The sequence below is a fragment of the Aeromonas sp. FDAARGOS 1418 genome (assembly GCF_019048585.1).
Classification (GTDB): Bacteria; Pseudomonadota; Gammaproteobacteria; order Enterobacterales; family Aeromonadaceae; genus Aeromonas; species Aeromonas caviae.
This window is the reverse complement of sequence record NZ_CP077387.1, coordinates 1516687-1538414: the sequence shown is the minus strand read 5'-3', so window position 1 is coordinate 1538414 and position 21728 is coordinate 1516687. Positions and strand designations below refer to the sequence as shown.

Genomic DNA, 21728 nt, shown 5'->3' with positions numbered 1-21728 from the left:
TCCAAAAAAATGAGAGGTGAAATCCCTTTATCAGCAGATGCTGCCAACCACGGTCATTGACCCCGTTCTATCACGCTTAGATGCTCGGTTCTAACTTGAGGTTAAACTCCTTCAACATCTCGAATGCCGCCGGATCCTTCGGCACCGGCAACTGGTTGGCCTTCAGCACCGCCGCCTTGCCGGAGCGGCAGACCGCCGGATCACCCTGACCGTTGTCCACCGAGATGACGAAGCCGCTACTGGCCAACTTGACACCGATAGTACATGTTTTGCCCCGCATGGTGGGATCCAAAATCATGTAGCGCTCGACCGTGGCCTTGATGAGGGCGGCATACTTGTCGACCTCGCCCTTGGCGGCTGCCGATGCTGCCTGACTGCGCGCATTGGCCTCGGCGGCCAGCTGCTGCTCCATCATGGCTTCCATCTCTTTTTGCAACTTGGCCTCTTCGGCCGCCTTGCGCTTGCGCTCCGCCTCAATCTTGGCCTTTCTGTCGGCCTCGGCCTCGGCCTTCGCCTTCTTCTCTGCGTCAGCTTTTGCCTTCTTGTCAGCCTCTTCCTTCGCCTTCTTCTCGGCCTCGGCCTTGGCTTTCTTCTCGGCTTCCGCCTTCGCCTTTTTCTCGGCTTCGGCCTTGGCCTTCTTCTCGGCTTCCGCTTTCTTGGCCTTGGCCTCTTCCGCCTTGGCCTTCTCTTCAGCCTGCTTCTTCTCCAGCTCTTCTTTTTTCTTCTTGAGCGCCAGCGCCTTGGCCTCTTCCGCCGCCTTGCGTTCGGCTTCGGCCTTCTTGGTCTTCTGCTCTTCCAGCTTGCGGGCTTCCTCGGCTTTCTGGGCCTTCTCTTCCGCCTGCTTCTGTTCTGCCTCTTTCTTCTGCTTGTCGGCTTCGGCCTTGCGGGTCGCCTCTTCGGCCTGCTTGCGCTTGGTCTCAGCGATACGCAGACGCTCCTGCTCCTGTGCCAGCTCGCGTTTGACGCGCTCAGCGTCTTCCTTGTCCTTCTGCTGCTGTGCAGCCTTGGGCTGGGCCTGCTTCTGCTGCTGGACCTGCTGCATCTGCTGCTCCAGCATTTCGCTGTCCATCATGACCGCATTGACGATCTGTCCCTTGGACTCGGGGCGCTTGGGTTTGCTGAAGTCGACACCGACCAGCAGGATGATGCCGATGATCAGATGCAGCAGCAGCGACGCGACGAGATAACCGGAAATACCACGCTTCACATCCATCTCCGTCAGTTCACCGGATCCGTCATCAGACCAACCTGAGGCACACCGGCTTTCTTGAGGGCCACCATCAGCAGGATCACCTCCTCGTAGCGCACGGACTTGTCGCCGGCGACCACCACGGGCGCGTTCTGGTTGATGGCCAGATAGCCCATGGCCTTCTCGGTGATGTACTGCTGCATCGCCTCTGGGGTGCCGCTCGGTACGGGTTCGTCATCCGCCTCGCCGGCCTTGATGACGTACTCACCCTCGGTATTGACGCTGACGATGAAAGGCGGCTTGGAGTCTTCCGGCAACTGCTCGGACTCCGCCTGGGGCAGGTCGACCTTGACCCCCTGCGTGATCACGGGCGTGACCGCCATGAAGATGATGAGCAGCACCAGCATGACGTCGATATAGGGCACCACGTTGATCTCGGCGACCTTCTTGCGTTTGAGCCGCTGATAGGTTTGCATTACTTCTCACCCTGCTGTGCGATTTGGCGGTTCAGAATGGTGGTGAACTCGTCCATGAAGTTGGCGTAGGCATTTTCCAGCCGTTCGACCTTGTTGGTGAAGCGGTTGTAGAAGATAACGGCCGGGATGGCGGCAAACAGACCCATGGCGGTGGCGATCAGCGCCTCCGCGATACCCGGTGCCACCATCTGCAGGGTCGCCTGCTGAACCTGACCCAGAGCGATAAAGGCGTTCATGATCCCCCAGACGGTACCGAACAGACCGATATAGGGGCTGATGGAGCCGATGGTCGCCAAGACCGGCAGGTTGGACTCGAGATCGTCCACTGCTCGGGACAGGGAGACTCGCATGGCGCGATAGGTACCGTCCATCACCGCATCCTGACCACGGGCACCGGCCTTGAGCAGGCGGGCATACTCCTTGAAGCCGGAGTAGAAGATGTCTTCCATGCCTTCGATGTCGTCACGACGGGAGGAGGACTCCTGGTAGAGACGATTGAGGTCGACCCCGGACCAGAATCTGTCTTCAAACTGCTCCGAGGCGAGGTTGGCCGCCTTGATGGCCTTGGAGCGCTGGATGATCAGCGCCCAGGAGACGACCGACATGCCCATCAGGGTCATCATGACCAGTTTCACCAACAGACTGGCTTGCCAGAACAGGCCAATAAACGAAATTTCAGCGTGCACTTAACAGCACTCCCTTGATTTTTTCAGGTATTGCAACAGGTTTCATTTGCGGATGACTGACACAGGCGATCTGTACCATGGCCTGAGTGATCAGCCGTCCATCAGCCGCCAGGATCTGCTGTGAAAAACGCATGGAAGCGCGTTTCACTTCAGTTACTTGCGTCATTACGGTCAGCAGTTCATTGAAGCGGGCCGCCGCGCGGAAGTCGATTTCGGTGCGACTCACCACAAACGCGATCCCCGCCTGCAGCAGGACATCCTGTTCGATGCCGCCTGCGCGCAGGAATTCGGTGCGGGCCCGTTCCATAAACTTGAGATAATTGGCGTTGTAGACGATGCCTCCGGCATCCGTGTCTTCGTAGTAGACACGCACCGGAAACTCAGAGACTTCCCCCATAAAAATCTGTGATCCATTCGACAGTCAGATGGGGGGCTATCATAGCGCAGCGCTGAATAGGAAAGAAGCAGGGGGAGACAGGGAAATCCCGTCTCCCCCTGTTTTTTATGGCGTGCTGCGGCGCCGACAGGCCGAAGACCACAGGGCTGTCAGCATCGCAAGAAAAGCGGACAAGAGCAGTGGCTGCGAGCGGCGTGACAAGCGAGGTTCTGTCGCTCTGACCGGGCGACGGCACGCCCCTCAAAAAAGAAGAAGGAGGTGGGCTGATGCCGACCTCCTTCATCATTTATGGCAGGTAGTAGCTGCTGGTCAGCCAGAGCCCGCAAAGCAGGCTGGGCAGTGCTAGCCAGGGGAAGAACAGCACGCGACCCACCAGGCTGCGCGGGTGAAACCCCAGTCCATGCATGACACCGCAACAGACCGCCCACATCAGCCAGGGTGCAAGCCAGAGGCCGTGCTCACTGGTGTTGGCCGCGACCAGGTTGGGCGCCTGCAAGATGGCGACAGCCAGCAGGGCCGCCGCCAGCAGCATCAGACCTTGCCATGGCTGGCGCTCCAGAGGAGCGGCCAGCCGGGCGAGCCTGTCACTTGTCTTCATCAATCTGACGATCCAGGTTCTCGGTGTGCTCCAGCCAGAGCGCATTGATAATCCCAAACGCACAGGCCAGCAGCAGCCCCAGGATCCAGGTGAAATACCACATATCAGGGCACCTTCTTAGTAGAGCGATTGTTGGTTGTCTTCGATGTGCTTGTTACTCACCCGGCCGAACATCTTGATGTAGGTCCAGATGGTGTAAGCCAGCACGGTCGGCACGAAGACGACTGCGACTACCGTCATCACCTTGAGGGTGTTGAAGGAGGCGGTGGAATCCCACATGGTCAGGCTCTGGGACGGCTCGAGGCTCGAGGGCATCACGAACGGGAACATGGAGAAGCCTGCGGTCAGGATGATGCCGGCGATGGCCAGGGAGGAGAACAGGAACGCCACCCACCCCTTGTCCAGCTTGGCCGCCACGGCGGTCAGCAGACACATCACCAGACCCAGCACGGGTGCGGCAATCATCCAGGGATAGAGGTTGTAGTTCTGCATCCAGGCACCGGCCTGCACCACCACTTCCTTGTGAAGGGGGTTGGTGACGGCGTCGGTGGCGACGGAGCCCACAATCACATAACCATCCATGCCGCTCACCCAGACACCGGCCAGGGCGAACAGCACCAGGGTCAGCAGGGAGAAGATCATGGCGGCGGTGCGAGAGCGCGCCAGCACTTCACCTTCGGTCTTCATCATCAGCCAGGTTGCACCCTGGGTGATGATCATGAAGAGGCTCACCAGACCGGCCAGCAGGCCGAACGGATTGAGCAGACCGAAGAAGTTGCCGTGATAGGTCATCATCAGGAACTGGTTGAAGCTGAACGGTACACCCTGCAGCAGGTTGCCGAACGCCACCCCGAAGATGACAGGGGGAATGGCGCTACCGGCAAACAGAGCCCAGTCCCAGTTGGAGCGCCACTTGGCATCTTCCTGCAAGGAGCGGTACTTGAAGCCGACCGGACGGAAGAACAGCGCCATCAGGGTCAGGATCATGGCGATGTAGAAGCCGGAGAAGGCCGCCGCATAGACCATGGGCCAGGCGGCAAACAGGGCACCACCGGCGGTCACCAGCCAGACCTGGTTGCCTTCCCAATGCGGCCCCATGGTGTTGAGCATCACGCGACGCTCCACATCCTTCTTGCCGACGAAGGGGAGCAGGGCGCCCACCCCCATATCGAAACCGTCGGTGATGGCAAACCCGATCAGCAGCACGCCGACCAGCACCCACCAGACCAGACGCAACAGTTCGTAATCAAACATGGGTCACTCTCCTTATGCCTTGCTCTGTTCGAAGTGGTACTTGCCCGTCTTCAGGCTGCTTGGGCCCAGGCGCGCATACTTGAACATCAGGTACATCTCGATGATCAGCAGTACGGTGTAGAACAGGAAGATCCCGATCAGAGAGAACCAGATCTCGGACGCAGGAATGTTGGATGCAGAGACATAAGTCGGCAGCATCTCGGCGATGGTCCAGGGTTGACGACCATATTCAGCGACAAACCAGCCAGCCTCGATGGCGATCCAGGGCAGCGGGATGCCGTACAACAGCGCCTTGAGCAGCCACTTGCGCTCGCCGATCTTGTGGCGGGTGCTGTCATAGAAGGCCAGACCGATCAGCACCAGCATCAGGATGCCGCAGGCGACCATGATGCGGAAGGCGAAGAACAGCGGCAGTACCTGCGGGATGGAGTCATCCACGGCGGCCTTGATCTGCTCGTCGGTGGCGTCGGTCACGTTGGGGGTGTAACGCTTGAGCAGCAGACCGTAGCCCAGATCCTGCTTCACTTCGTCGAAGCGGGCGCGGGTATCGTCGGACTTGTCACCGGATTGCAGCTTGGTCAGCAGGTCGTAGGCGGTCATGCCGTTGCGCACGCGCAGCTCATGCTCGCTCTTGAGATCCTTGAGACCAGTCACCTGACCGTCCAGGGAACGGGTGGCGATGATGCCGAGGGCATAGGGTATCTTGATGGCGTAGTCGGTGCGCATCTCCTCCTGGTTCGGGATCCCGAACAGGGTGAAGGATGCCGGAGCCGGCTCCGTGTTCCACTCGGCCTCGATGGCCGCCAGTTTCACCTTCTGCACTTCCCCGGTCTCGTAGCCGGACTCGTCACCCAGCACCAGCACGGAGAGGATGGAGGCCATGCCGAACGCGGCCGCGATGGCGAAGGAGCGACGAGCGAACGCTACATCACGATTCTTCAGCAGGTAATAGGAGGAGATCCCGAGCACGAACATGGCGCCCGTGGTATAGCCTGCCGCCACGGTGTGGACGAACTTGACCTGGGCAACCGGGTTGAACACCAGGTCGGCGAAGCTCACCATCTCCATGCGCATGGATTCGAAGTTGAACTCGGCACCCACCGGGTTCTGCATCCAGCCGTTGGCGACCAGGATCCAGAGTGCGGAGAGGTTGGTCCCGAGCGCCATCAGCCAGGTAGCCGCCAGGTGCTGGCGCTTGCTGAGACGATCCCAACCGAAGAAGAACATACCGACGAAGGTGGACTCCAGGAAGAAGGCCATCAAGCCTTCGATGGCCAGCGGGGCCCCGAAGATGTCGCCGACATAGTGGGAGTAGTAAGCCCAGTTGGTACCGAACTGAAACTCCATGGTGAGCCCGGTGGTAACCCCGAGGGCAAAGTTGATACCGAACAACTTGCCCCAGAACTTGGTCATGTCCCGGTACACTGTGTTGTTGGTCATCACATAGACAGACTCCATGATCGCCAGGATGAAGGCCATCCCCAGCGTCAAGGGTACAAACAGGAAGTGATAAAGGGCCGTCGCAGCAAATTGGAACCGCGATAGGTCTACCACATGCTCAGCAATCATGATGTTTCCTCACCGATTATTGGCACGGCTATTTTAAGTTTTAAGGACAAAGCTTCCATTGGAAGTCCCCGAACGGTCGGTCACCCCTCGCGGACTGACCGGATTCGACTGCCACCACATTAACAACAAGGCAATATACAGGAACAAAAAAAGCTAATGTTTAACATCTAATAAACAATAACCAGGGTTCTATTCCCGCCTATAATGATCGCTGTTTTATATCACCTTTATTTGATTGAAATCAATGTAAAACCACCCTCAATACATGTTTTTTCAAGGTAACTTATAGGGCTTTTCCCATTAATTATGGGAGCTTCATCACAAAAAACACCAAGTCGTAAATAATTGATTTAAATCAATTTTATGACTCACTAAAATAGTTTCAATTCTGTTAAACAAATACACAACCCCGGGAATAAAGCCTTCGCGTCTCGATTATTTCAATAAATGGCCAGGCTCATCCAAAAATCAATTTAAACCCAGTAAAAACACATGTTTATGCGGATTGACACCCCCACCAAAGTCATTAGTTTATCTAATTAAAAGCCCATAGATTTTCTTGTTTGCCCCACCCGGAAAGAGCTCCTACAATGCGCCTCGCAGTGAGGGCATACCTCTGAATACAGGCCGGTCATTCCGGGTTCCCGGTACGTATTCGATGAACATTTCGAACCTGTTTGTTGGGATTAATGATGAAAAAGTTTGTTGCCAAGACCATCCGTTACTACAAGCTTTCTTTCGTTCAACTCTATCAAATGAACCGACTCTGAAGCCTCGCGACGGCTCCTCTGTTTTTTCCCGACCGGTCTGCAGACGCGCTCACTGTCTGTGAACATCCATCCTGAATTGTCTTTGCCCACCGCCTGTGCCGTGGGCTTTTTTTTGCCCGCAAAACAAAAAGCCGCCTCAAGGGCGGCTTTTTGGTTCATATCGCAACGTCTACTGATCTGCCGGTCGTTCCAGGCCAAAGTGTGCGTAGGCTCTCTGAGTTGCGATCCGCCCTCTGGGTGTACGTTGCAGATAGCCTTGCTGGATCAGATAAGGTTCCAGCACGTCTTCTATGGTGTCCTTCTCCTCACCGATGGCGGCGGCCAGGTTGTCGAGCCCGACTGGCCCCCCCATAAACTTGTCGATGACGGCCAACAATAGCTTGCGATCCATGAAGTCGAAACCTTCGTTGTCCACGTCCAGCATGTCCATGGCTCGGGCCGCAATGGGTCCGTCAATTCGCCCGTCAGACTTCACCTGGGCAAAATCTCGTACCCGCCTTAACAAACGGTTAGCAATCCGCGGTGTCCCCCGGGAGCGACGGGCTACCTCGAGAGCGCCGTCTTCCGTCATGTCGAGCCCGAGGCAGCGGGCGCTGCGAGAGACGATGTCGGTCAGGTCCTTGACGTTGTAAAACTCGAGGCGCTGCACGATGCCAAACCGATCCCGCAGGGGGCTGGTGAGGGAGCCGGCCCGGGTGGTGGCACCGATCAGGGTGAAGGGAGGGAGATCGAGCTTGATGGAGCGGGCCGCCGGCCCCTCCCCTATCATGATGTCGAGCTGATAATCCTCCATGGCCGGGTAGAGCACCTCCTCCACCACCGGGCTGAGACGGTGGATCTCGTCGATGAAGAGCACATCGTTCGGTTCGAGGTTGGTGAGCAGTGCCGCCAGATCGCCGGCCTTCTCCAGCACGGGGCCCGAGGTGGTCTTGATGTTGACCCCCATCTCGTTGGCGACGATGTTGGCCAGCGTGGTCTTGCCAAGGCCGGGAGGCCCGAAGATCAGCAGATGATCGAGGGCCTCCCCGCGCTGGCGGGCGGCCTCGATGAAGATCTCCATCTGATCGCAGACATGATCCTGTCCGGTGTAATCAGCCAGCTTTCTGGGCCGGATGGCCCGATCGATGATCTCGTCCTCACGGGCGGCACCGGCCGAGATGAGGCGATCCGCTTCAATCATTGTCTACCTCACACCAGGCTGCGCAGGGATTCACGAATGATCTCCTCTACCGACATGCCGTCGGCAGCCACCTTGCTGACGATCTGGCTGGCCTGCTGCGGCTTGTAGCCGAGGGCCACCAGTGCACTGGCCGCCTCCTCGCTCGCATCTGGGGCACGCAGCGGGCTCTCTTTCGCGGGCAGGGTGATTTCGGCCGGGGAGAAGAGATCGTGGCTGACCCAGCCCTTGAGGCGGTCTTTCATCTCCACCACCAGGCGCTCGGCGGTCTTCTTGCCCACGCCGGGCAACTTGACCAGGGAGCTTATCTCCTCGCGCTCGACGCTCATCACAAACTGGGTGGCCGTCATGCCGGAGAGAATGGCCAGTGCCAGCTTGGGGCCGACCCCGTTGGTCTTGATCAGCTCGCGAAACAGCGCCCGCTCCTGCTTGTGGTTGAAGCCGTAGAGCAGCTGGGCATCTTCACGCACCACGAAGTGGGTGTGAATGACGGCCTCCTTCCCGAGTTCGGGCAGATCATAGAAGCAGCTCATGGGCATATGAACCTCATATCCCACCCCTCCGACTTCCAGCAACACCTCGGGGGGTTGCTTCTCGATGATGACGCCTCTCAAGCGACCGATCATGTTCTTTTCCTCGCCACGCAGACTCTCGCAAATTGGGTCATAGCATAAAGAATAACTGGATAAGTATCCAGCATAGGTCCATGCAGATCATGGGATGATCAGCTCTTCATACCCGGCCATTTCCCTCGTTCAGAACACAGTCTGTCACTTTATTTTCCATCGGGGATGGCACATCTTCGTCATTGATTGAACACTGAAATGGTCTTGTTCGGCACCAGGGAAGGCTTGAATCATGAAAATCGTCACCACATCCAACCTCGGACTCACCATTCTGCTCGGCTGTACCCTGGGCATGGGGGGGATCGGCTGGTATGGCAGCCAGCGGCTGGCTGATCTGCTCTCCTACGTCCTGGGTGCCGCCTGGCAGACGGCAGATGGTGCCATGGAGGGCTCCATCGAACTCGGCAACCAGTCGCTCTATATCCAGAAAATGCTCTCGGGGATCCCCCTCGACGCACCGGAGCTGCAACGGGCAAAAGAGGCGGCCAGCGACGCTTTGCGCCGGGTGGAGCAAGGCGGGCTCATCGATGCGGCAGCCATCACCACGCTGAAGCAGCATGAGCAGACCTATCAGCAAGAGCAGGCACAGCTGCTGACCCTCTATCGCACCTTCACGAGCGCCGATGAGGCGCTGCGTGCCAGTTCGGAACGCATGTCACGCCTCTCCACCAGGCTGGAGGTGATCGGTGACGAGGCCGTCGAGAGCCTCACCCGCTCACCGGATCAGGCCATCAGCTGGAACGGCGGCCTCGCGACCCGCTGGCAGGCGGCCGATGGCGGCATGGAGGCCAACATCGGATTCTTGCGCCAGCTCTATGCGCTGGAGAAGATGCAGAGCGAAGGCCCTACTCCTGCCATCCAGGACGAGCTGGCACAAGCCACCCGCTTCTATCAGGACGCGGTTGACGGCATGCTGGCAACCGGCCAGTTCGATGTGCCCGGTGACGGGGAGTTTGCAGGCCAAATGCTCTCCACCCAGTATCGCGCCCTGCAAGCCGACAATGCCCGCCTGATCCGTGAATGGACCACAGCCCTGAGCGCTTATCAGAACCAGCTGGCCCGTTACGAACACAGTGCCGACCAGCTCAGGCTGGCGCTGGTCGAGGTCGAGGCCCAGGGGGACGCCACCGTCGAGGATCAGGTTCACCAGCTCAACGCCATCATCGACTACACCAGGGGACTCATCCTGGGGGGCTTGCTGCTCAGCCTGCTGATCGTCACCTGCTGCGGCTTCTGGCTGGTTCGCACCATTGTTCGCCCGCTACTCCAGGTCGACAAGCGCATGCAGGACATCGCCGCCGGGGAAGGAGATCTCAATGCCCGCATCAACCTCTCACGCGACGATGAGATTGGTTCCCTGGCCGGCAGCGTGGATCGCTTCATCGAGAAGCTGCAGAAGATGATCAGCGCCACCATGGACAACAACCAGCACATCAACCAGCACGTGCACACCTCGGTCAACCGGGTCCAGGCAATCAGCCAGAGCAGCCGCCAGACCGCTGCGCATGCCCAGGCGCTGCACCACGACAGCGAGCAGATGGTGCAGGTGGCCACCACCATCTCGGACAACTGCAACCTGGCGGCACACAACGCCAACGAGGTACGCCAGCTCACCACGCAAAGCAGCCAGTATGTCTCCTCCGCCACCGCCGGCATGCAGCGGGTGGTCATGGAGGTGGGTGAATGTGCCACCGCCATCAACGCCCTCAAGGAGCAGGCAGGGCAGATTGGCCAGATCATCTCCACCATCAGCAATATCTCGGAGCAGACCAACCTGCTGGCACTCAATGCCGCCATCGAAGCCGCCCGGGCGGGCGAGATGGGGCGCGGTTTTGCCGTGGTGGCCGACGAGGTGCGCACCCTGGCCAATCGCACCGCCACCTCCAGTGCCGAGATAACGGATGTGATCAACAGCATCCAGCAGCAGACAGAGCAGGCTTATCTGATGATGCAACGCAACCTGAAAACCGTGGAATCGGGTATGGCGGACTCCGACAACACCAAGCAGATCCTGTTCAAGGTAGAAGAGGCCATCGATCAGCTCGCCGACATGGTGCAACAGGTGGCAGAGGCGACCAGCCAGCTCTCCCACACCCTGGGGCACACCACGGGCAAGGTTTCGGATATCAGCCTGCAGGCCCAGACCGGCGAACAGGAAGCCCAGGAGTGCCTGCAACTGGCCTCCTCCCTCCATCAGGCCAGCCAGCAGCAACAGCAGTTGCTGTCGCAATTTCGGGTCTAGTGCGGGCGGGGCAAGGCCCCCGCCCTACCCCAGCGCAGCTGAATTTAGCCCTTGGGCCGGGGGACTTCGCCTGTTAAAATTCCGCACTTGAAATTTTCCAGGGCCAAGCCGCCCGAACTAGCGAAGGTCTACCGCGATGCGTACCAGCCAATATCTGCTTTCCACTCTCAAGGAAACCCCCTCCGACGCTGAAGTTGTCAGCCACCAGCTGATGCTGCGCGCCGGGATGATCCGCAAACTCGCTTCCGGCATGTACGCCTGGCTGCCGACCGGCCTGCGGGTCCTGAAGAAGATTGAAAACATCGTCCGCGAAGAGATGAACAATGCGGGTGCCGTCGAAGTGTCCATGCCGGTGGTACAGCCCGCCGAGCTGTGGCAGGAGTCCGGCCGCTGGGATGACTACGGCCCCGAGCTGTGCCGCCTGACCGACCGTCACAACCGCCCCTTCGTGCTGGGCCCGACCCACGAAGAGGTGATCACCGCGCTGGTCCGTTACGAAGTGAACAGCTACAAGCAACTGCCGCTGAATCTGTACCAGATCCAGACCAAGTTCCGCGATGAAGTGCGCCCCCGTTTCGGCGTGATGCGCGGCCGCGAATTCCTAATGAAGGATGCCTACTCCTTCCACATCGACAAGGCCTCCCTGGTCGATACCTATGGGAAGATGCACGCGGCCTACTGCACCGCCTTCACTCGCATGGGTCTGAACTTCCGCCCGGTGCAGGCCGATACCGGCTCCATCGGGGGCACCGGCTCCCACGAATTCCAGGTGCTGGCCGAGAGCGGTGAAGACTTGATCGCCTTCTCCGATACATCCGATTACGCCGCCAACATCGAGATGGCCGAAGCCCTGGCACCGGCTGGCGAGCGCGCTGCCGCAACCAAAGCCCTGACCAAGGTGGCCACCCCGGCCGTCCACACCATCGACGAAGTGGCCGCTTTCCTGAACGTGGCGCCGACCGCCATCGCCAAGACCCTGCTGGTACTGGCCGAGGAAGACGAGCACGGCAAACAGGCCGTCATCGCCCTGGTATTGCGTGGCGACCACGAGCTGAACGAAATCAAGGCCGAGAAGCTTTCTGGCGTGGCTAACCCGCTGACCTTCGCCAATGACGAGCAGATCAAAGCGGCCGCCGGTTGCGACGCAGGCTCCATCGGCCCGGTCGGCTTTGCCGGTCGCATCATCGTCGATCGCAGCGCCGCCCATCTGAGCGATTTTGTTTGCGGCGCCAACGAGACCGGTTTCCACCTGACCGGTGCCAACTGGGATCGCGACATCACCGCTTATGAAGTGGCCGACCTGCGCAACGTGGTGGAAGGCGACCCGAGCCCGTGCGGCCAGGGCAAGCTGCTGCTCAAGCGCGGTATCGAAGTGGGTCACATCTTCCAGCTGGGCACCAAGTACTCCGAAGCGATGAAGGCGAGCGTGCTGAACGAAGGCGGCAAGTCCGTCACCATGGAGATGGGTTGCTACGGTATCGGGGTTTCCCGCCTGGTGGCTGCCGCCATCGAGCAGAACAACGACCAGTACGGTATCATCTGGCCGGATGCCATCGCCCCGTTCGAAGTAGCCATCGTGCCGATGAACATGCACAAGTCCGAGCGCGTGGCCGAGCAGGCGCAGCAGTTCTACGCCGAGCTCAAAGCCGCCGGTGTGGACGTGCTGTTTGACGACCGCAAGGAGCGCCCGGGTGTGATGTTCGCCGACATGGAGCTGATCGGTGTGCCTCACGCCATCGTCATCGGTGACCGTGGTCTGGACAACGGCGTGGTGGAGTACAAGTGCCGCCGCTCCGGCGAGAAGCAGGAAGTGGCGATCAAAGAGATCGTTGCCCTGCTCAAGGCCAAGCTGGATCGCTGATAACGCGACACCGCCTTTCGCTTTTCATAGGAAAGCCCCGAATGCCACGGCATTCGGGGCTTTTTATATGGCTCTCAGCCATGATGCACAAAGATGCGTCTCCAGCGTGAACCAATGAGATAACTGCATTGCCCTGTACACGGTACGGCTGATTTCCTAGACTGGCGCTCTTTACCCAGCTTGCCCGAGAAGTTATGTCCATCGCCTCAGCCAATACCGTTGTCGTGCTCGACTTCGAGACCACAGGGCTTTCACCCGGACAAGGGGATAGAGCCATCGAGATCGGTGCCGTCAGAATCAAGGATGGCCATATCAGTGAGCGTTTCTCGGCATTGATGAATCCGGGCTTCAACGTGAGCAGCTTCATCGAGCAATATACCGGGATCAGCAATGCCATGCTGAAACAGGCTCCCCCCTGTAACGAGGTGATGGCGGATTTCGTCGACTTTATCGGTGATGACAATCTGGTCGCCCACAACGCCTCCTTCGACAAGCGCTTTCTGGATGCGGAAATAGAGCGATTGCCGGCGCAATACCGCGGCCAGTTCGCCTGTTCCCTGCTGCTATCGAGGCGCCTGTTTCCCGATGCCCCGGATCACAAGCTGGGTACCCTGGTGCAATACCGGAGTCTGCCCAATGATGGGGTGTTTCACCGTGCCCTGGCGGATGCAGAGGTGACGGCCCACCTCTGGCTTGCCTTGTTGGAAGAGCTGGCGTGTCGACATGGCATTATCGACCCGGACTTTGAATTGCTGCTGACCCTTGGCAAGAAGCCAAAACAGGTGATTCCATCCTTCCTGCGTGAATATGCGACTCGGAAATAATATGTGCCGACATGCATCATCAATCATCCATGCCATGTCGGCACTGAATTTACCCGCCTTCACATCCATGATGGCCCGGCGTAAAGAGAGGCAGGCAAGCAGATAATTTAGCACTGCACATCAATGAAAAAGCGCGCCAAATGGCGCGCTTTTTGTTTCCTTGTCATCTGGCGACGGGGCCGGTTCACGGCGCTTCAGGCATTGCGACCGATGAAGAGATCGGTCACATGGCAGCTGCTTCTCGCGGCCAGCGCATCCAGCATGTAGGCTGCCGCGTCTTCCGGCGTCATGAAGCCACTCGAATCCACGTGATCCGAATTCTCCCAGAACTCGCTGCGGATCCCGCTCGGATAGAGGTTCACCAGTCGCAGGGGAGCACTCTTCAGCTCGGCCCGCAAGGATTCGAGAAAGCCGCGCATGCCCCATTTGGAGGCGCAATAGAGGCTCTCGTTGGCCTTGCCGGTCTGGGCTGCGGAGGAGAGCACATTCGCCAGCACCCCGCCCTTGTCGCCGATGAGGCGCACCGTCTGCTGGGCCACCAGTATGGTGGAGATGAGATTGCTCTCCACCACCCGGCGGATCTGTTCGGCGGTGTAGACACCCACCGGGCCGAACTCGCCGACACCGGCACAGTGGATCACCATATCGGGCAGGCCGCCCCACTCCACCGCAGCGGCAAAGGCGACATCCACCTCTTCGTGGTGCGCCAGATCGGCGGCAATGCCGATCACCGCCTTGCCGAGCAGCTCTTCCTGCTCCTGCAGTTTCTGGTAACGGCGACCCATCATGGAAACCTGATGGCCGCGTTCAACCAGCCCTATGGTCAGGGCGCGGCCCAGTCCGGACCCCGCGCCAGTCACTATGATGTGGCCCATGTGTGCTCCTCAGGGAGATCAGAAGGTGAATTCACCACCGATGAACCAGCCGTCGATGGTCTGATCGACGCGATCGAAGTCCATCTCGGCCTCACGCCAGCCGGCGCGGATCTTGAGCGGCACGGAAGAGAACTTGTAGGAGCCGCCCAGACGGTAGTCGTAGTTGTCGGCATCCTGCACCCGCATATCGCCAAACGCCGCAAAGCCGGTCCCCGGGATGCGTACTTCACCCCCGGTGTAGGCCATCAGCACATCCTTGTCATAGGAGTAGTGCTGGGTGTTGAAATCACCGTCGTAGCGACGACCGGTCAGACCCAGATCGATCTGGAACAGATCGTTGTTGAACAGGCGATAGTAGAGGCTCAGGTCGTAAGCCAGCAGATCGTTGTTGAAGCTGCCACCGCTGCTGCTGAAGTCGGACATTTCAAACTTGGCGTTGGGCAGCAGCAGGATGCCGTGCTCCAGTTGCAGGTAGCCGCTCCAGTTGTAGTTCTCGTCGTAGCTGCCATCGGCACCCACGCTGCTGACCTGGCCACTTCCCTGGGCATTCCACAGATCGGCACCCGCCGCAAAACGCCAGTCATTGGCGGCCATGGCCCCATGGCTGAGCAGAGCCATCACAGTGCCGGCAATCAGGGTCTTCTTCATCACTTCGCTCCATTTTGGACTGGAAAGGCCATCATTTTACCCGCTGGGCAAGGAATACCTAGAGTAAAAAGCTGAACAAGCGTCCATAAATGTCAGTGCTTCATCCCTTTCATGGGCTCGACCGGCTTCACGGGCAGGCTCAGTGACAGCGTCTGACCATTGTCCAGGGTCAGGGTCAGCGGGAAGGGCGTGCCCTGGGCCAGGGTATGGATGTCGAACAACATGATGTGCAGGCTGCCGGGCTTGAGCACGGCCTCCCCCTTGGCCGGGATCTCGATGCTCTCCACCTGGCGCATCTTCATGACGCCGTTCTCGTGCAAATGGGTGTGCAGCTCGACACGGCCCGCCTCAGGGGACGCTCCCGCCACCAGTTTCACCGGTTTGTCCCCATCGTTCCTGAGCACCATGAACGCCGCCGTGTTCGGCGAGCCAGGGGGCAGCAGACGCACATAACCATCGACTGCGTCGACCTTGGCCAGGGCCAGGGCCGGGGCGGCCAGAAGCAGTGCCATGGTGGAATAAAACGCACGTTTAAACATGGTTGAAATCCTTTTATGATGTTGTTAAACGAGACAAAGCTTACCCCTGTGGCAAGCTTTTGACAGCCCCCGACAACAAGGATTCAGACATGGCCCTCACAATTCTGGCCGAACAGCAGGACGGCTTGCTCACCCTGACCTTCAATCGACCGGAAAAGCGCAATGCCCTCAACACGGAAACGTATCTGGCGCTGACCGACGCACTGCGCCAGGCCGCCTGGGACGAAGAGGTCCATGTGCTGCTGTTGCAGGGCCAGGCGGAGTGCTTCACCGCCGGCAACGATCTGGCCGACTTTGTTGGCAAGCACGCCCTTGAGCCGGACGACCCCATCCTGCAATTTCTGCACACCCTGGCGGACTTCCCCAAACCGGTGATCGCCGCCGTGGGCGGCCCGGCAGTCGGCATAGGCACTACCCTGCTGCTGCACTGCGACTTGGTCTATCTGGGTGGCAACGCCCGGCTGCAGCTGCCTTTCGTCGAGCTGGGACTGGTGCCGGAGTTTGCCGCCAGCTTGCTGCTGCCACGCGCCGTCGGTCACCTCAAGGCGGCGGAGCTGTTGCTGCTGGCAGAGGCCATCGATGGGGAAGAGGCGCTGCGTATCGGGCTCGCCAACCGGGTGCTGGCTCCGGCGGACCTGCTCCCCTTCGCTCGGGAGCAAGGATTGAAACTGGCGGCCAAGCCGCCGATGGCGCTCCAGAAGAGCAAGGCGCTGCTCAAGCAGGAGCTCAAACAGGCGGTGCATTTCGTCATCGACCTGGAAGCGCGCGCCTTCGCCCAGGCCCTGCAAGGGGAAGAGGCGCAAAGCCGCATCGCCAGCAAGCTGCAAAAACGGCGCTGAACTCAGTTGAGACGGAACCGGCCTATCAACTCGCAGCCCTGCACCCTGTCCTGCACCTGGATAAGCCGGGCAATCTCCGGATTGGGGTGGCGCTTCAAGAAGGAGAGCAGGGCGGCGCGGCAGCAGCCCAGCTCACTGATGAGGGATTCGCACTCCCGGTTGGGGCACTGGGGCACCAGGGCGGTGACCAGCTCGGAGGCGAGCTTGAGGTAGCGCAGTTCATAGGCGGGCTCTTCCATGGCACGCCAGAAGTCGGCCATGCGGTGACAGGTGGCGACCCGCATGCTGGCCAGTTCGTCCAGATCCCCGGAGGCCAGCTCATACACTTCCCCCAGGGCCTGCTGATAGAGGCAGATCGCCGTGCCCAGAGCCCCCATGCCAAGGGCATTCTCCGCCTCCAGCATGTAACGTTGCCAGTTCTGATGTTCCATGTTCCTCTCCTTTGCCGACACGAGTGGAGTCTGTATCATGGCCAATCGAGAACAAATATCAACCAGACCCTTTGTGCAGGATCCCTCAACCCGCCGTTCTGGGCTGATTGACGCGACACTGCTTGCCGGGGTAACCAGGCAGATCCGCCGCCTTGCTGCTGCACGCCAGCCGTTTGGCTTCGGCGAGGCGATCCGCGAGGTTGACCTCATCGATCGGCTGCCAGGCCATCTGCTGGCCGAGCCAGCTGGCCCAGGCAAACTCGACGAAGTAGACCTGATCCTTCTTGCTGAAGTAGCCCGCATCCTGCAGCAGCCCCGCCAGGGTGCGGTAGGGGTAATCCGGCAATTCACCGATATGACCGGGCAACTGCTCGGGAGTCAGGGGTTGACCCCGTTCATCCTTGAGCCAGGCCCAGTGGTTGTTCTGCATCTGGCTCCAGAAATTGGCCCTGTCCTGCAACCGTGCAATCACCTTGACCCTGACCTGCTTCACCCTCTGCTGCCACAGCGCCTTGGTCAGGTGGTGCCTGTCCACCAGCCAGTAACCCCCATCCGGCGCGATGACGATGGGGATCTCTTTCTTTTTCATCAGCTTGTCGAGCTGCTTCTCGCTCTTGTCCGCCAGCTCCCGGGCTGTGGTATCCACCTGCAACTGACCGACGCCGCCCTGGGTGGGGTGCAGCGCCTCTATGTTCACTTCGCACCAGCTTCCCACCGGGCTGCTCTTCTCGCACGGGGACAACGCCCAGGCGCCCTGGCTCAGCACGCAGGCCAACAAGATCCATGCTCTCATCACTCTCTCCTTTTCCTGGCGCTCACGGCGCCCCCTCGTTGACAGCCGCATCGGATATCATGGGACTCATGCTGGCGGTCTGACCAGCAAAGGGGATATCATGATTTCCCATCTGCCGGCGATGCATTCTCGCCGAGTTTTCTCCCCGCTTCACACATTTTGAAGGATTCACCATGAAAGGATGGAGCCCCCTGCTGGCCCTGCTGGGCTGTGCCTGCGTCCAGGCTGCCGATGTGCCGCCCGGCACCCCACTCGCCGCCGAACAGGCCGTCGTCCGTCATCTCAAGGATGAACCGGCGAGCCTGAGCCCTCTCAAGCTGGTGGGACTGCCGGAGCTGCAGGTCCTCAGAGACCTTTACGAGGGGCTGCTGACCCAGGGGCCGGACGGCAAGGTGCTGCCCGGGGTGGCATCCCGCTGGGACAACGAGGGGAACCAGACATTCACCTTCCACCTGAGGCCGGATGCCCGCTGGTCCAACGGCGACCCCGTGCGCGCCGCCGACTTCGTCTATGGCTGGCGCAAGCTGGTTGACCCCAGGGAAGCCGCCACTTTCGCCTGGTTCGCCCAGCTCGCCCGCTTCGACAAGGTGGACGACATAGTGGCAGGCAAGCTGGCCCCCGATGCGCTCGGGGTGGAGGCCGTCGATGACCATACCCTGAAGGTGACCCTCTCCCAGCCGGTGCCCTATTTCCTGAGCCTGCTGACCCATCCCAGCCTGTCGCCCCTGCACCGGGCCAGCATGGAACAATATGGCAACCAGTGGACCCAGCCCGGCAAGCTGGTGGGCAACGGCGCCTTCGTGCTGAGTCACCGGGTGGTGAACGAGAAACTGGAGCTGACGCCCAATCCCTACTACTGGGATCGCGCCCACACGGTGCTGACCCGCGTCACCTTCGTGCCCATCAACCAGGAGAGCGCGGCTACCCACCGCTATCTGGCCGGGGATCTGCACATCACCGAATCCTTCCCCAAGGAGCAGTACCAGAGCCTGATGGCCCAGATCCCGGGGGAGGTCTATACCCCGGAACAGCTCGGCACCTACTACTACGCCTTCAACACCCAGCGCCCGCCCCTCAATGATGTGCGGGTGCGCCAGGCGCTCTCCTACACCATCGACAGGGGCCTGATTGCCGACAAGGTGCTGGGCACCGGGGAGAAACCGGCCTACCACTTCACCCCGGACGTGACCGCCGACTTCGACCCCAAGCCCAATCTGCTCTCCACCAGCAGTCAGCAGGCGCTGGACGAGCGTGCCAGAGCCCTGCTGAAAGAAGCGGGCTACGGCCCAAGCAATCCCCTCAAGCTGACCCTGCTCTACAACACGGCGGAAATTCACAAGAAGATGGCACTGGCCATCGCCAACCTGTGGAAACAGAAGCTGGGGGCCCGGGTCGAGCTCACCAATCAGGAGTGGAAAACCTATCTCGACAGCCGTCAAAGCGGCCAGTTCGAGGTGATCCGCTCCTCCTGGGTCGCCGATTACAACGACCCCTCCGCCTTCCTCGGGCTCTGGGGATCGGGCCACAGCGGCAACATGGCCCGGTTCGCCAACCCGGCTTACGACAAGCTGCTGGCGCAGGCGGCCAGCAGTCAGGATCCCGCAGAACGGGCCCGCCTGTTCGATGAGGCCGAGGCCATCTTGCAGAAGGAGGCCCCCATCGCCCCCATCTACCAGTACACCAATGCCCGGCTCATCAAGCCCTGGCTCAAGGGGTATCCCATCAACAACCCGGAAGACGTGGCCTATAGCCGTCAGCTCTACCTCGTCAAACACTGAGTCCGGGGAGGGGTCGGGACATCTGACCCCTCCTGGCACTGTTCCTGTTCAAGTTCCCGGCCTAAAATGCCGCCTCTTTTCATTCATCAACCCCGTGATCCGATCCTGCCATGCGTGCTCTGCTCCTGATTGCCCTGTTTGTTGCCCTTCCCGCCAAGGCCGCCGATGAAACCGAATGCCGCCAGGCCTTCCTCGAATGGATGTTGAGCCAGCAAAAGCAGTTCAGCGACCGCAAGGCCAGCAAGATGGAGCGGCGCAATGCCGAACGAGCCATCGATCAGGCCCGGGATGCCTTCGCCAAGCAGGAGAGTTTCTGCCAGGCCATAGCCTGGGTCGCCAGCGCAGAAGACAATGACCCCCGCTTCAAGCCGAGGACGGGGGAGATCCACGACTTCACTCCCCGCGGCTGAGCCCGCCATCTACGACTTTTTTCAGCCTTTGCCGTGTTGATTTATTGACCCAAGCCAAGGTGGTGTAACAGTCCGCATCTACAATGACGCCGTAACAATCACAAAAATAAAAAATAATTTTATCAGTTACTTGGCTCATTCAGGATGCGCACATGACCACAACCCGGCACGAAGGGGAGATCCGTTTCCCCGATCACATATCACTGATCTCGACCACGGATCCCGCCAGTCACATCACTTATGCCAACCAGCACTTTTGCGATGTGGCGGGCTACAGCGCGACCGAAATGGAAGGGGAGCCCCACAATCTGGTCCGCCACCCCGACATGCCCAAGGCCGCGTTCGCCGACATGTGGCGCCGCCTGCAACAAGGCAAGAGCTGGATGGGGCTGGTAAAGAACCGCGCCAAGAGTGGTCAGTTCTACTGGGTCAACGCCTACGTCACGCCGATTCTCAACGATCAGCAGCAGATCATCGAATACCAGTCTGTCCGCACCCGTCCCCAGGATCACGACATCGCCTGGGCAGAGCAGCTCTATGCCCGGATCCGTGACGGCAAGGCACTGCCCTGGCTGACCCGGCTGACCCTGGAGCCGGGGCAGCTGTGTCTGCTGCTCTCTGGCACCGCCCTGCTCGGCATGGGGGCCAGTCTGGTCACCGGCCAGCCGGGGTGGGGAGTCATCACCCTGCTCTGCTTGCTGGCCCAGATGGGACATGGCTGGCATCTGCAACGGCGGCTGGCCAGGCTGCTGGCCATGGCGGGCGAGGAGCAGGGCAGCGCCCTTTGCCAGGTACTCTATGCCAGGCGTCAGGACAGCCTGGCCGCCCTTGAACTGCTGCTGCGCATGAAGAAGGCGGAGCTGCGCGCCGTGGTGGGTCGCAGCGCGGACACCAACCAGCAGATCCTGCAGGCGGCGGAGGATGACAGGGGGCATATCCAGACCATAGACACTCACCTGCAACAGCAGCGGGCCCAGAGCGAGCAACTGGCGGCGGCCATCACCCAGATGAGCCAGTCCATCCGTGATGTGGCTGACAATGCCCACCAGGCCAATGCGCTGGTGGGCGAGGTCCAGCAGGTGTCCGCCAGTGGTCAGCAGGCGCTGGCCACCACCCGGGATTCGGTCGACAGGCTTCATCAGGAGCTGGACGCCAGCCAGAGCGTGCTGGCGCGCCTGACCCAGGACAGCCAGAAGATCAACGGCATTCTGGAGGTGATCGGGCAGATTGCGGATCAGACCAACCTGCTCTCCCTCAATGCGGCCATCGAGGCGGCACGGGCCGGTGAACAGGGGCGCGGCTTTGCGGTGGTGGCCGACGAGATTCGGGCCCTGGCCCAGAAGACCCGCAGCTCCACCGGCGAGATAAGCGACATGATAGGGGCGCTGCAACAGAGTACCCGGCAACTGTCCGATGGCATGGAGCAAGGGGCCCAGACATCAGTGCTCTGCCAGCAGCACATGGGGGCCACCGCCGAGGTGCTCGACCAGATCAACCGGATGCTGGCCCGGGTGACCCACACCAGCGACGAGATAGCCCAGGCGGTGAGCCAGCAGGCGGATGTCACCAGCACCCTGGATCAGGGGATCCACCAGATCCACCAACTGGCGAGCCACACCGCGGACAACAGCCGTCAGGCCCTCGATGGCATCACCCTGCTGGTGGAGCGGCTGCAAAACCTCTCCCGCCTGATCAACCAGTTCCACGACTGACCCCCTTGCCGTGTAGTTTGGCGCGCCCCCGGGC

The 21728-nt window shown here is 60.1% G+C and carries 23 protein-coding genes; 7 read left to right on the top strand and 16 right to left on the bottom strand.

From position 1 onward, the window contains the following. Positions 1-76 precede the first annotated feature (76 nt). The 11 genes from tolA to ruvA all read right to left on the bottom strand — a co-directional run bounded on the left by tolA (position 77) and on the right by ruvA (position 8742). A complete protein-coding gene (gene tolA / locus I6L48_RS07410) occupies positions 77-1213 on the bottom strand; it encodes a cell envelope integrity protein TolA (protein WP_113069647.1) in 1137 nt (378 codons plus the stop codon). Between the two features lie 5 nt (positions 1214-1218). Continuing rightward, positions 1219-1665 (bottom strand): protein TolR, encoded by a 447-nt coding sequence (gene tolR / locus I6L48_RS07405; protein ID WP_010672874.1) that lies wholly within the window; start codon positions 1663-1665, stop codon positions 1219-1221. After that, the gene (tolQ, locus tag I6L48_RS07400) at positions 1665-2351 is read right to left on the bottom strand and encodes a protein TolQ (RefSeq protein WP_010672873.1); all 687 of its coding nucleotides are present in this window, start codon (positions 2349-2351) and stop codon (positions 1665-1667) included. Before tolQ ends, tolR begins: the two co-directional genes overlap by 1 nt. Further along, positions 2341-2748 carry a tol-pal system-associated acyl-CoA thioesterase gene (gene ybgC / locus I6L48_RS07395; protein WP_010672872.1) on the bottom strand — a complete coding sequence of 136 codons (408 nt, stop codon included), beginning with the start codon at positions 2746-2748 and terminating at the stop codon, positions 2341-2343. Before ybgC ends, tolQ begins: the two co-directional genes overlap by 11 nt. 286 nt (positions 2749-3034) lie before the next feature. Next, the gene (locus tag I6L48_RS07390; RefSeq protein WP_039039483.1) at positions 3035-3346 is read right to left on the bottom strand and encodes a cyd operon YbgE family protein; all 312 of its coding nucleotides are present in this window, start codon (positions 3344-3346) and stop codon (positions 3035-3037) included. After that, complete coding sequence (gene cydX / locus I6L48_RS07385; protein ID WP_005331536.1) at positions 3333-3449, bottom strand: cytochrome bd-I oxidase subunit CydX; 117 nt, start codon at positions 3447-3449, stop codon at positions 3333-3335. Before cydX ends, I6L48_RS07390 begins: the two co-directional genes overlap by 14 nt. Positions 3450-3463: 14 nt before the next feature. Next, positions 3464-4600, bottom strand: a complete 1137-nt coding sequence (gene cydB, locus I6L48_RS07380) for a cytochrome d ubiquinol oxidase subunit II (RefSeq protein ID WP_010672870.1) — start codon at positions 4598-4600, stop codon at positions 3464-3466. 12 nt (positions 4601-4612) lie between these two features. Beyond that, complete coding sequence (locus I6L48_RS07375) at positions 4613-6169, bottom strand: cytochrome ubiquinol oxidase subunit I (RefSeq protein ID WP_010672869.1); 1557 nt, start codon at positions 6167-6169, stop codon at positions 4613-4615. Between the two features lie 686 nt (positions 6170-6855). Beyond that, on the bottom strand, positions 6856-7098 hold the full coding sequence (locus tag I6L48_RS07370) for a hypothetical protein (protein ID WP_029313687.1): 243 nt from the start codon (positions 7096-7098) through the stop codon (positions 6856-6858). A 10-nt stretch (positions 7099-7108) separates the two neighbouring features. Beyond that, positions 7109-8119 carry a Holliday junction branch migration DNA helicase RuvB gene (gene ruvB / locus I6L48_RS07365; protein WP_041211014.1) on the bottom strand — a complete coding sequence of 337 codons (1011 nt, stop codon included), beginning with the start codon at positions 8117-8119 and terminating at the stop codon, positions 7109-7111. A gap of 8 nt (positions 8120-8127) precedes the next feature. Then, the gene (gene ruvA / locus I6L48_RS07360) at positions 8128-8742 is read right to left on the bottom strand and encodes a Holliday junction branch migration protein RuvA (RefSeq protein WP_010672867.1); all 615 of its coding nucleotides are present in this window, start codon (positions 8740-8742) and stop codon (positions 8128-8130) included. Positions 8743-8974: 232 nt separating this feature from the next. On the opposite strand from ruvA, the gene I6L48_RS07355 reads away from it, so the two are divergent. The 3 genes from I6L48_RS07355 to I6L48_RS07345 all read left to right on the top strand — a co-directional run bounded on the left by I6L48_RS07355 (position 8975) and on the right by I6L48_RS07345 (position 13669). Then, positions 8975-10984 carry a methyl-accepting chemotaxis protein gene (locus I6L48_RS07355; protein WP_113069646.1) on the top strand — a complete coding sequence of 670 codons (2010 nt, stop codon included), beginning with the start codon at positions 8975-8977 and terminating at the stop codon, positions 10982-10984. Between the two features lie 136 nt (positions 10985-11120). Continuing rightward, on the top strand, positions 11121-12845 hold the full coding sequence (locus I6L48_RS07350; RefSeq protein ID WP_216987904.1) for a proline--tRNA ligase: 1725 nt from the start codon (positions 11121-11123) through the stop codon (positions 12843-12845). Between the two features lie 194 nt (positions 12846-13039). Continuing rightward, entirely contained in the window at positions 13040-13669 is a 630-nt protein-coding gene (locus I6L48_RS07345) for a PolC-type DNA polymerase III (protein WP_039039479.1), read from the top strand. Positions 13670-13863: 194 nt separating this feature from the next. Here the strand turns inward: I6L48_RS07345 and I6L48_RS07340 are convergent, their stop codons facing one another. The 3 genes from I6L48_RS07340 to I6L48_RS07330 all read right to left on the bottom strand — a co-directional run bounded on the left by I6L48_RS07340 (position 13864) and on the right by I6L48_RS07330 (position 15731). After that, on the bottom strand, positions 13864-14544 hold the full coding sequence (locus tag I6L48_RS07340) for an SDR family oxidoreductase (RefSeq protein ID WP_045523363.1): 681 nt from the start codon (positions 14542-14544) through the stop codon (positions 13864-13866). Positions 14545-14562: 18 nt separating this feature from the next. Continuing rightward, positions 14563-15192, bottom strand: a complete 630-nt coding sequence (locus I6L48_RS07335; RefSeq protein ID WP_010672862.1) for a TIGR04219 family outer membrane beta-barrel protein — start codon at positions 15190-15192, stop codon at positions 14563-14565. A gap of 92 nt (positions 15193-15284) precedes the next feature. Beyond that, positions 15285-15731, bottom strand: coding sequence for a copper chaperone PCu(A)C (locus I6L48_RS07330; protein WP_113069644.1), 447 nt, complete (start codon positions 15729-15731; stop codon positions 15285-15287). Between the two features lie 89 nt (positions 15732-15820). Between I6L48_RS07330 and I6L48_RS07325 the strand changes: the two genes are divergently transcribed. Next, a complete protein-coding gene (locus I6L48_RS07325) occupies positions 15821-16570 on the top strand; it encodes an enoyl-CoA hydratase-related protein (RefSeq protein ID WP_162726148.1) in 750 nt (249 codons plus the stop codon). A 2-nt stretch (positions 16571-16572) separates the two neighbouring features. Here the strand turns inward: I6L48_RS07325 and I6L48_RS07320 are convergent, their stop codons facing one another. Both I6L48_RS07320 and I6L48_RS07315 read right to left on the bottom strand, forming a co-directional pair. Continuing rightward, positions 16573-17001: a DUF2753 family protein gene (locus tag I6L48_RS07320; RefSeq protein WP_010672859.1), complete on the bottom strand. Its 429-nt coding sequence runs from the start codon at positions 16999-17001 to the stop codon at positions 16573-16575. Between the two features lie 85 nt (positions 17002-17086). Continuing rightward, positions 17087-17794, bottom strand: a complete 708-nt coding sequence (locus tag I6L48_RS07315) for a ParB-like protein (RefSeq protein WP_216987903.1) — start codon at positions 17792-17794, stop codon at positions 17087-17089. A gap of 173 nt (positions 17795-17967) precedes the next feature. Between I6L48_RS07315 and I6L48_RS07310 the strand changes: the two genes are divergently transcribed. The 3 genes from I6L48_RS07310 (at position 17968) to I6L48_RS07300 (ending at position 21694) form a co-directional block, all read left to right on the top strand. Next, entirely contained in the window at positions 17968-19572 is a 1605-nt protein-coding gene (locus I6L48_RS07310; RefSeq protein ID WP_069652444.1) for an ABC transporter substrate-binding protein, read from the top strand. Between the two features lie 110 nt (positions 19573-19682). Continuing rightward, positions 19683-19982 (top strand): hypothetical protein, encoded by a 300-nt coding sequence (locus tag I6L48_RS07305; RefSeq protein ID WP_216987902.1) that lies wholly within the window; start codon positions 19683-19685, stop codon positions 19980-19982. Positions 19983-20134: 152 nt separating this feature from the next. Further along, complete coding sequence (locus I6L48_RS07300; RefSeq protein ID WP_216987901.1) at positions 20135-21694, top strand: PAS domain-containing methyl-accepting chemotaxis protein; 1560 nt, start codon at positions 20135-20137, stop codon at positions 21692-21694. Positions 21695-21728 lie beyond the last annotated feature (34 nt).

Bases quoted from the DNA above. Each gene is read 5' to 3' on its own strand.
- tolA (WP_113069647.1), bottom strand. From the start codon at position 1,213: ATGGATGTGAAGCGTGGTATTTCCGGTTATCTCGTCGCGTCGCTGCTG.
- tolR (WP_010672874.1), bottom strand. From the start codon at position 1,665: ATGCAAACCTATCAGCGGCTCAAACGCAAGAAGGTCGCCGAGATCAAC.
- ybgC (WP_010672872.1), bottom strand. From the start codon at position 2,748: ATGGGGGAAGTCTCTGAGTTTCCGGTGCGTGTCTACTACGAAGACACG.
- I6L48_RS07390 (WP_039039483.1), bottom strand. From the start codon at position 3,346: ATGAAGACAAGTGACAGGCTCGCCCGGCTGGCCGCTCCTCTGGAGCGC.
- cydX (WP_005331536.1), bottom strand. From the start codon at position 3,449: ATGTGGTATTTCACCTGGATCCTGGGGCTGCTGCTGGCCTGTGCGTTT.
- cydB (WP_010672870.1), bottom strand. From the start codon at position 4,600: ATGTTTGATTACGAACTGTTGCGTCTGGTCTGGTGGGTGCTGGTCGGC.
- I6L48_RS07375 (WP_010672869.1), bottom strand. From the start codon at position 6,169: ATGATTGCTGAGCATGTGGTAGACCTATCGCGGTTCCAATTTGCTGCG.
- I6L48_RS07370 (WP_029313687.1), bottom strand. From the start codon at position 7,098: ATGAACCAAAAAGCCGCCCTTGAGGCGGCTTTTTGTTTTGCGGGCAAA.
- ruvB (WP_041211014.1), bottom strand. From the start codon at position 8,119: ATGATTGAAGCGGATCGCCTCATCTCGGCCGGTGCCGCCCGTGAGGAC.
- ruvA (WP_010672867.1), bottom strand. From the start codon at position 8,742: ATGATCGGTCGCTTGAGAGGCGTCATCATCGAGAAGCAACCCCCCGAG.
- I6L48_RS07355 (WP_113069646.1), top strand. From the start codon at position 8,975: ATGAAAATCGTCACCACATCCAACCTCGGACTCACCATTCTGCTCGGC.
- I6L48_RS07350 (WP_216987904.1), top strand. From the start codon at position 11,121: ATGCGTACCAGCCAATATCTGCTTTCCACTCTCAAGGAAACCCCCTCC.
- I6L48_RS07345 (WP_039039479.1), top strand. From the start codon at position 13,040: ATGTCCATCGCCTCAGCCAATACCGTTGTCGTGCTCGACTTCGAGACC.
- I6L48_RS07340 (WP_045523363.1), bottom strand. From the start codon at position 14,544: ATGGGCCACATCATAGTGACTGGCGCGGGGTCCGGACTGGGCCGCGCC.
- I6L48_RS07335 (WP_010672862.1), bottom strand. From the start codon at position 15,192: ATGAAGAAGACCCTGATTGCCGGCACTGTGATGGCTCTGCTCAGCCAT.
- I6L48_RS07330 (WP_113069644.1), bottom strand. From the start codon at position 15,731: ATGTTTAAACGTGCGTTTTATTCCACCATGGCACTGCTTCTGGCCGCC.
- I6L48_RS07325 (WP_162726148.1), top strand. From the start codon at position 15,821: ATGGCCCTCACAATTCTGGCCGAACAGCAGGACGGCTTGCTCACCCTG.
- I6L48_RS07320 (WP_010672859.1), bottom strand. From the start codon at position 17,001: ATGGAACATCAGAACTGGCAACGTTACATGCTGGAGGCGGAGAATGCC.
- I6L48_RS07315 (WP_216987903.1), bottom strand. From the start codon at position 17,794: ATGAGAGCATGGATCTTGTTGGCCTGCGTGCTGAGCCAGGGCGCCTGG.
- I6L48_RS07310 (WP_069652444.1), top strand. From the start codon at position 17,968: ATGAAAGGATGGAGCCCCCTGCTGGCCCTGCTGGGCTGTGCCTGCGTC.
- I6L48_RS07305 (WP_216987902.1), top strand. From the start codon at position 19,683: ATGCGTGCTCTGCTCCTGATTGCCCTGTTTGTTGCCCTTCCCGCCAAG.
- I6L48_RS07300 (WP_216987901.1), top strand. From the start codon at position 20,135: ATGACCACAACCCGGCACGAAGGGGAGATCCGTTTCCCCGATCACATA.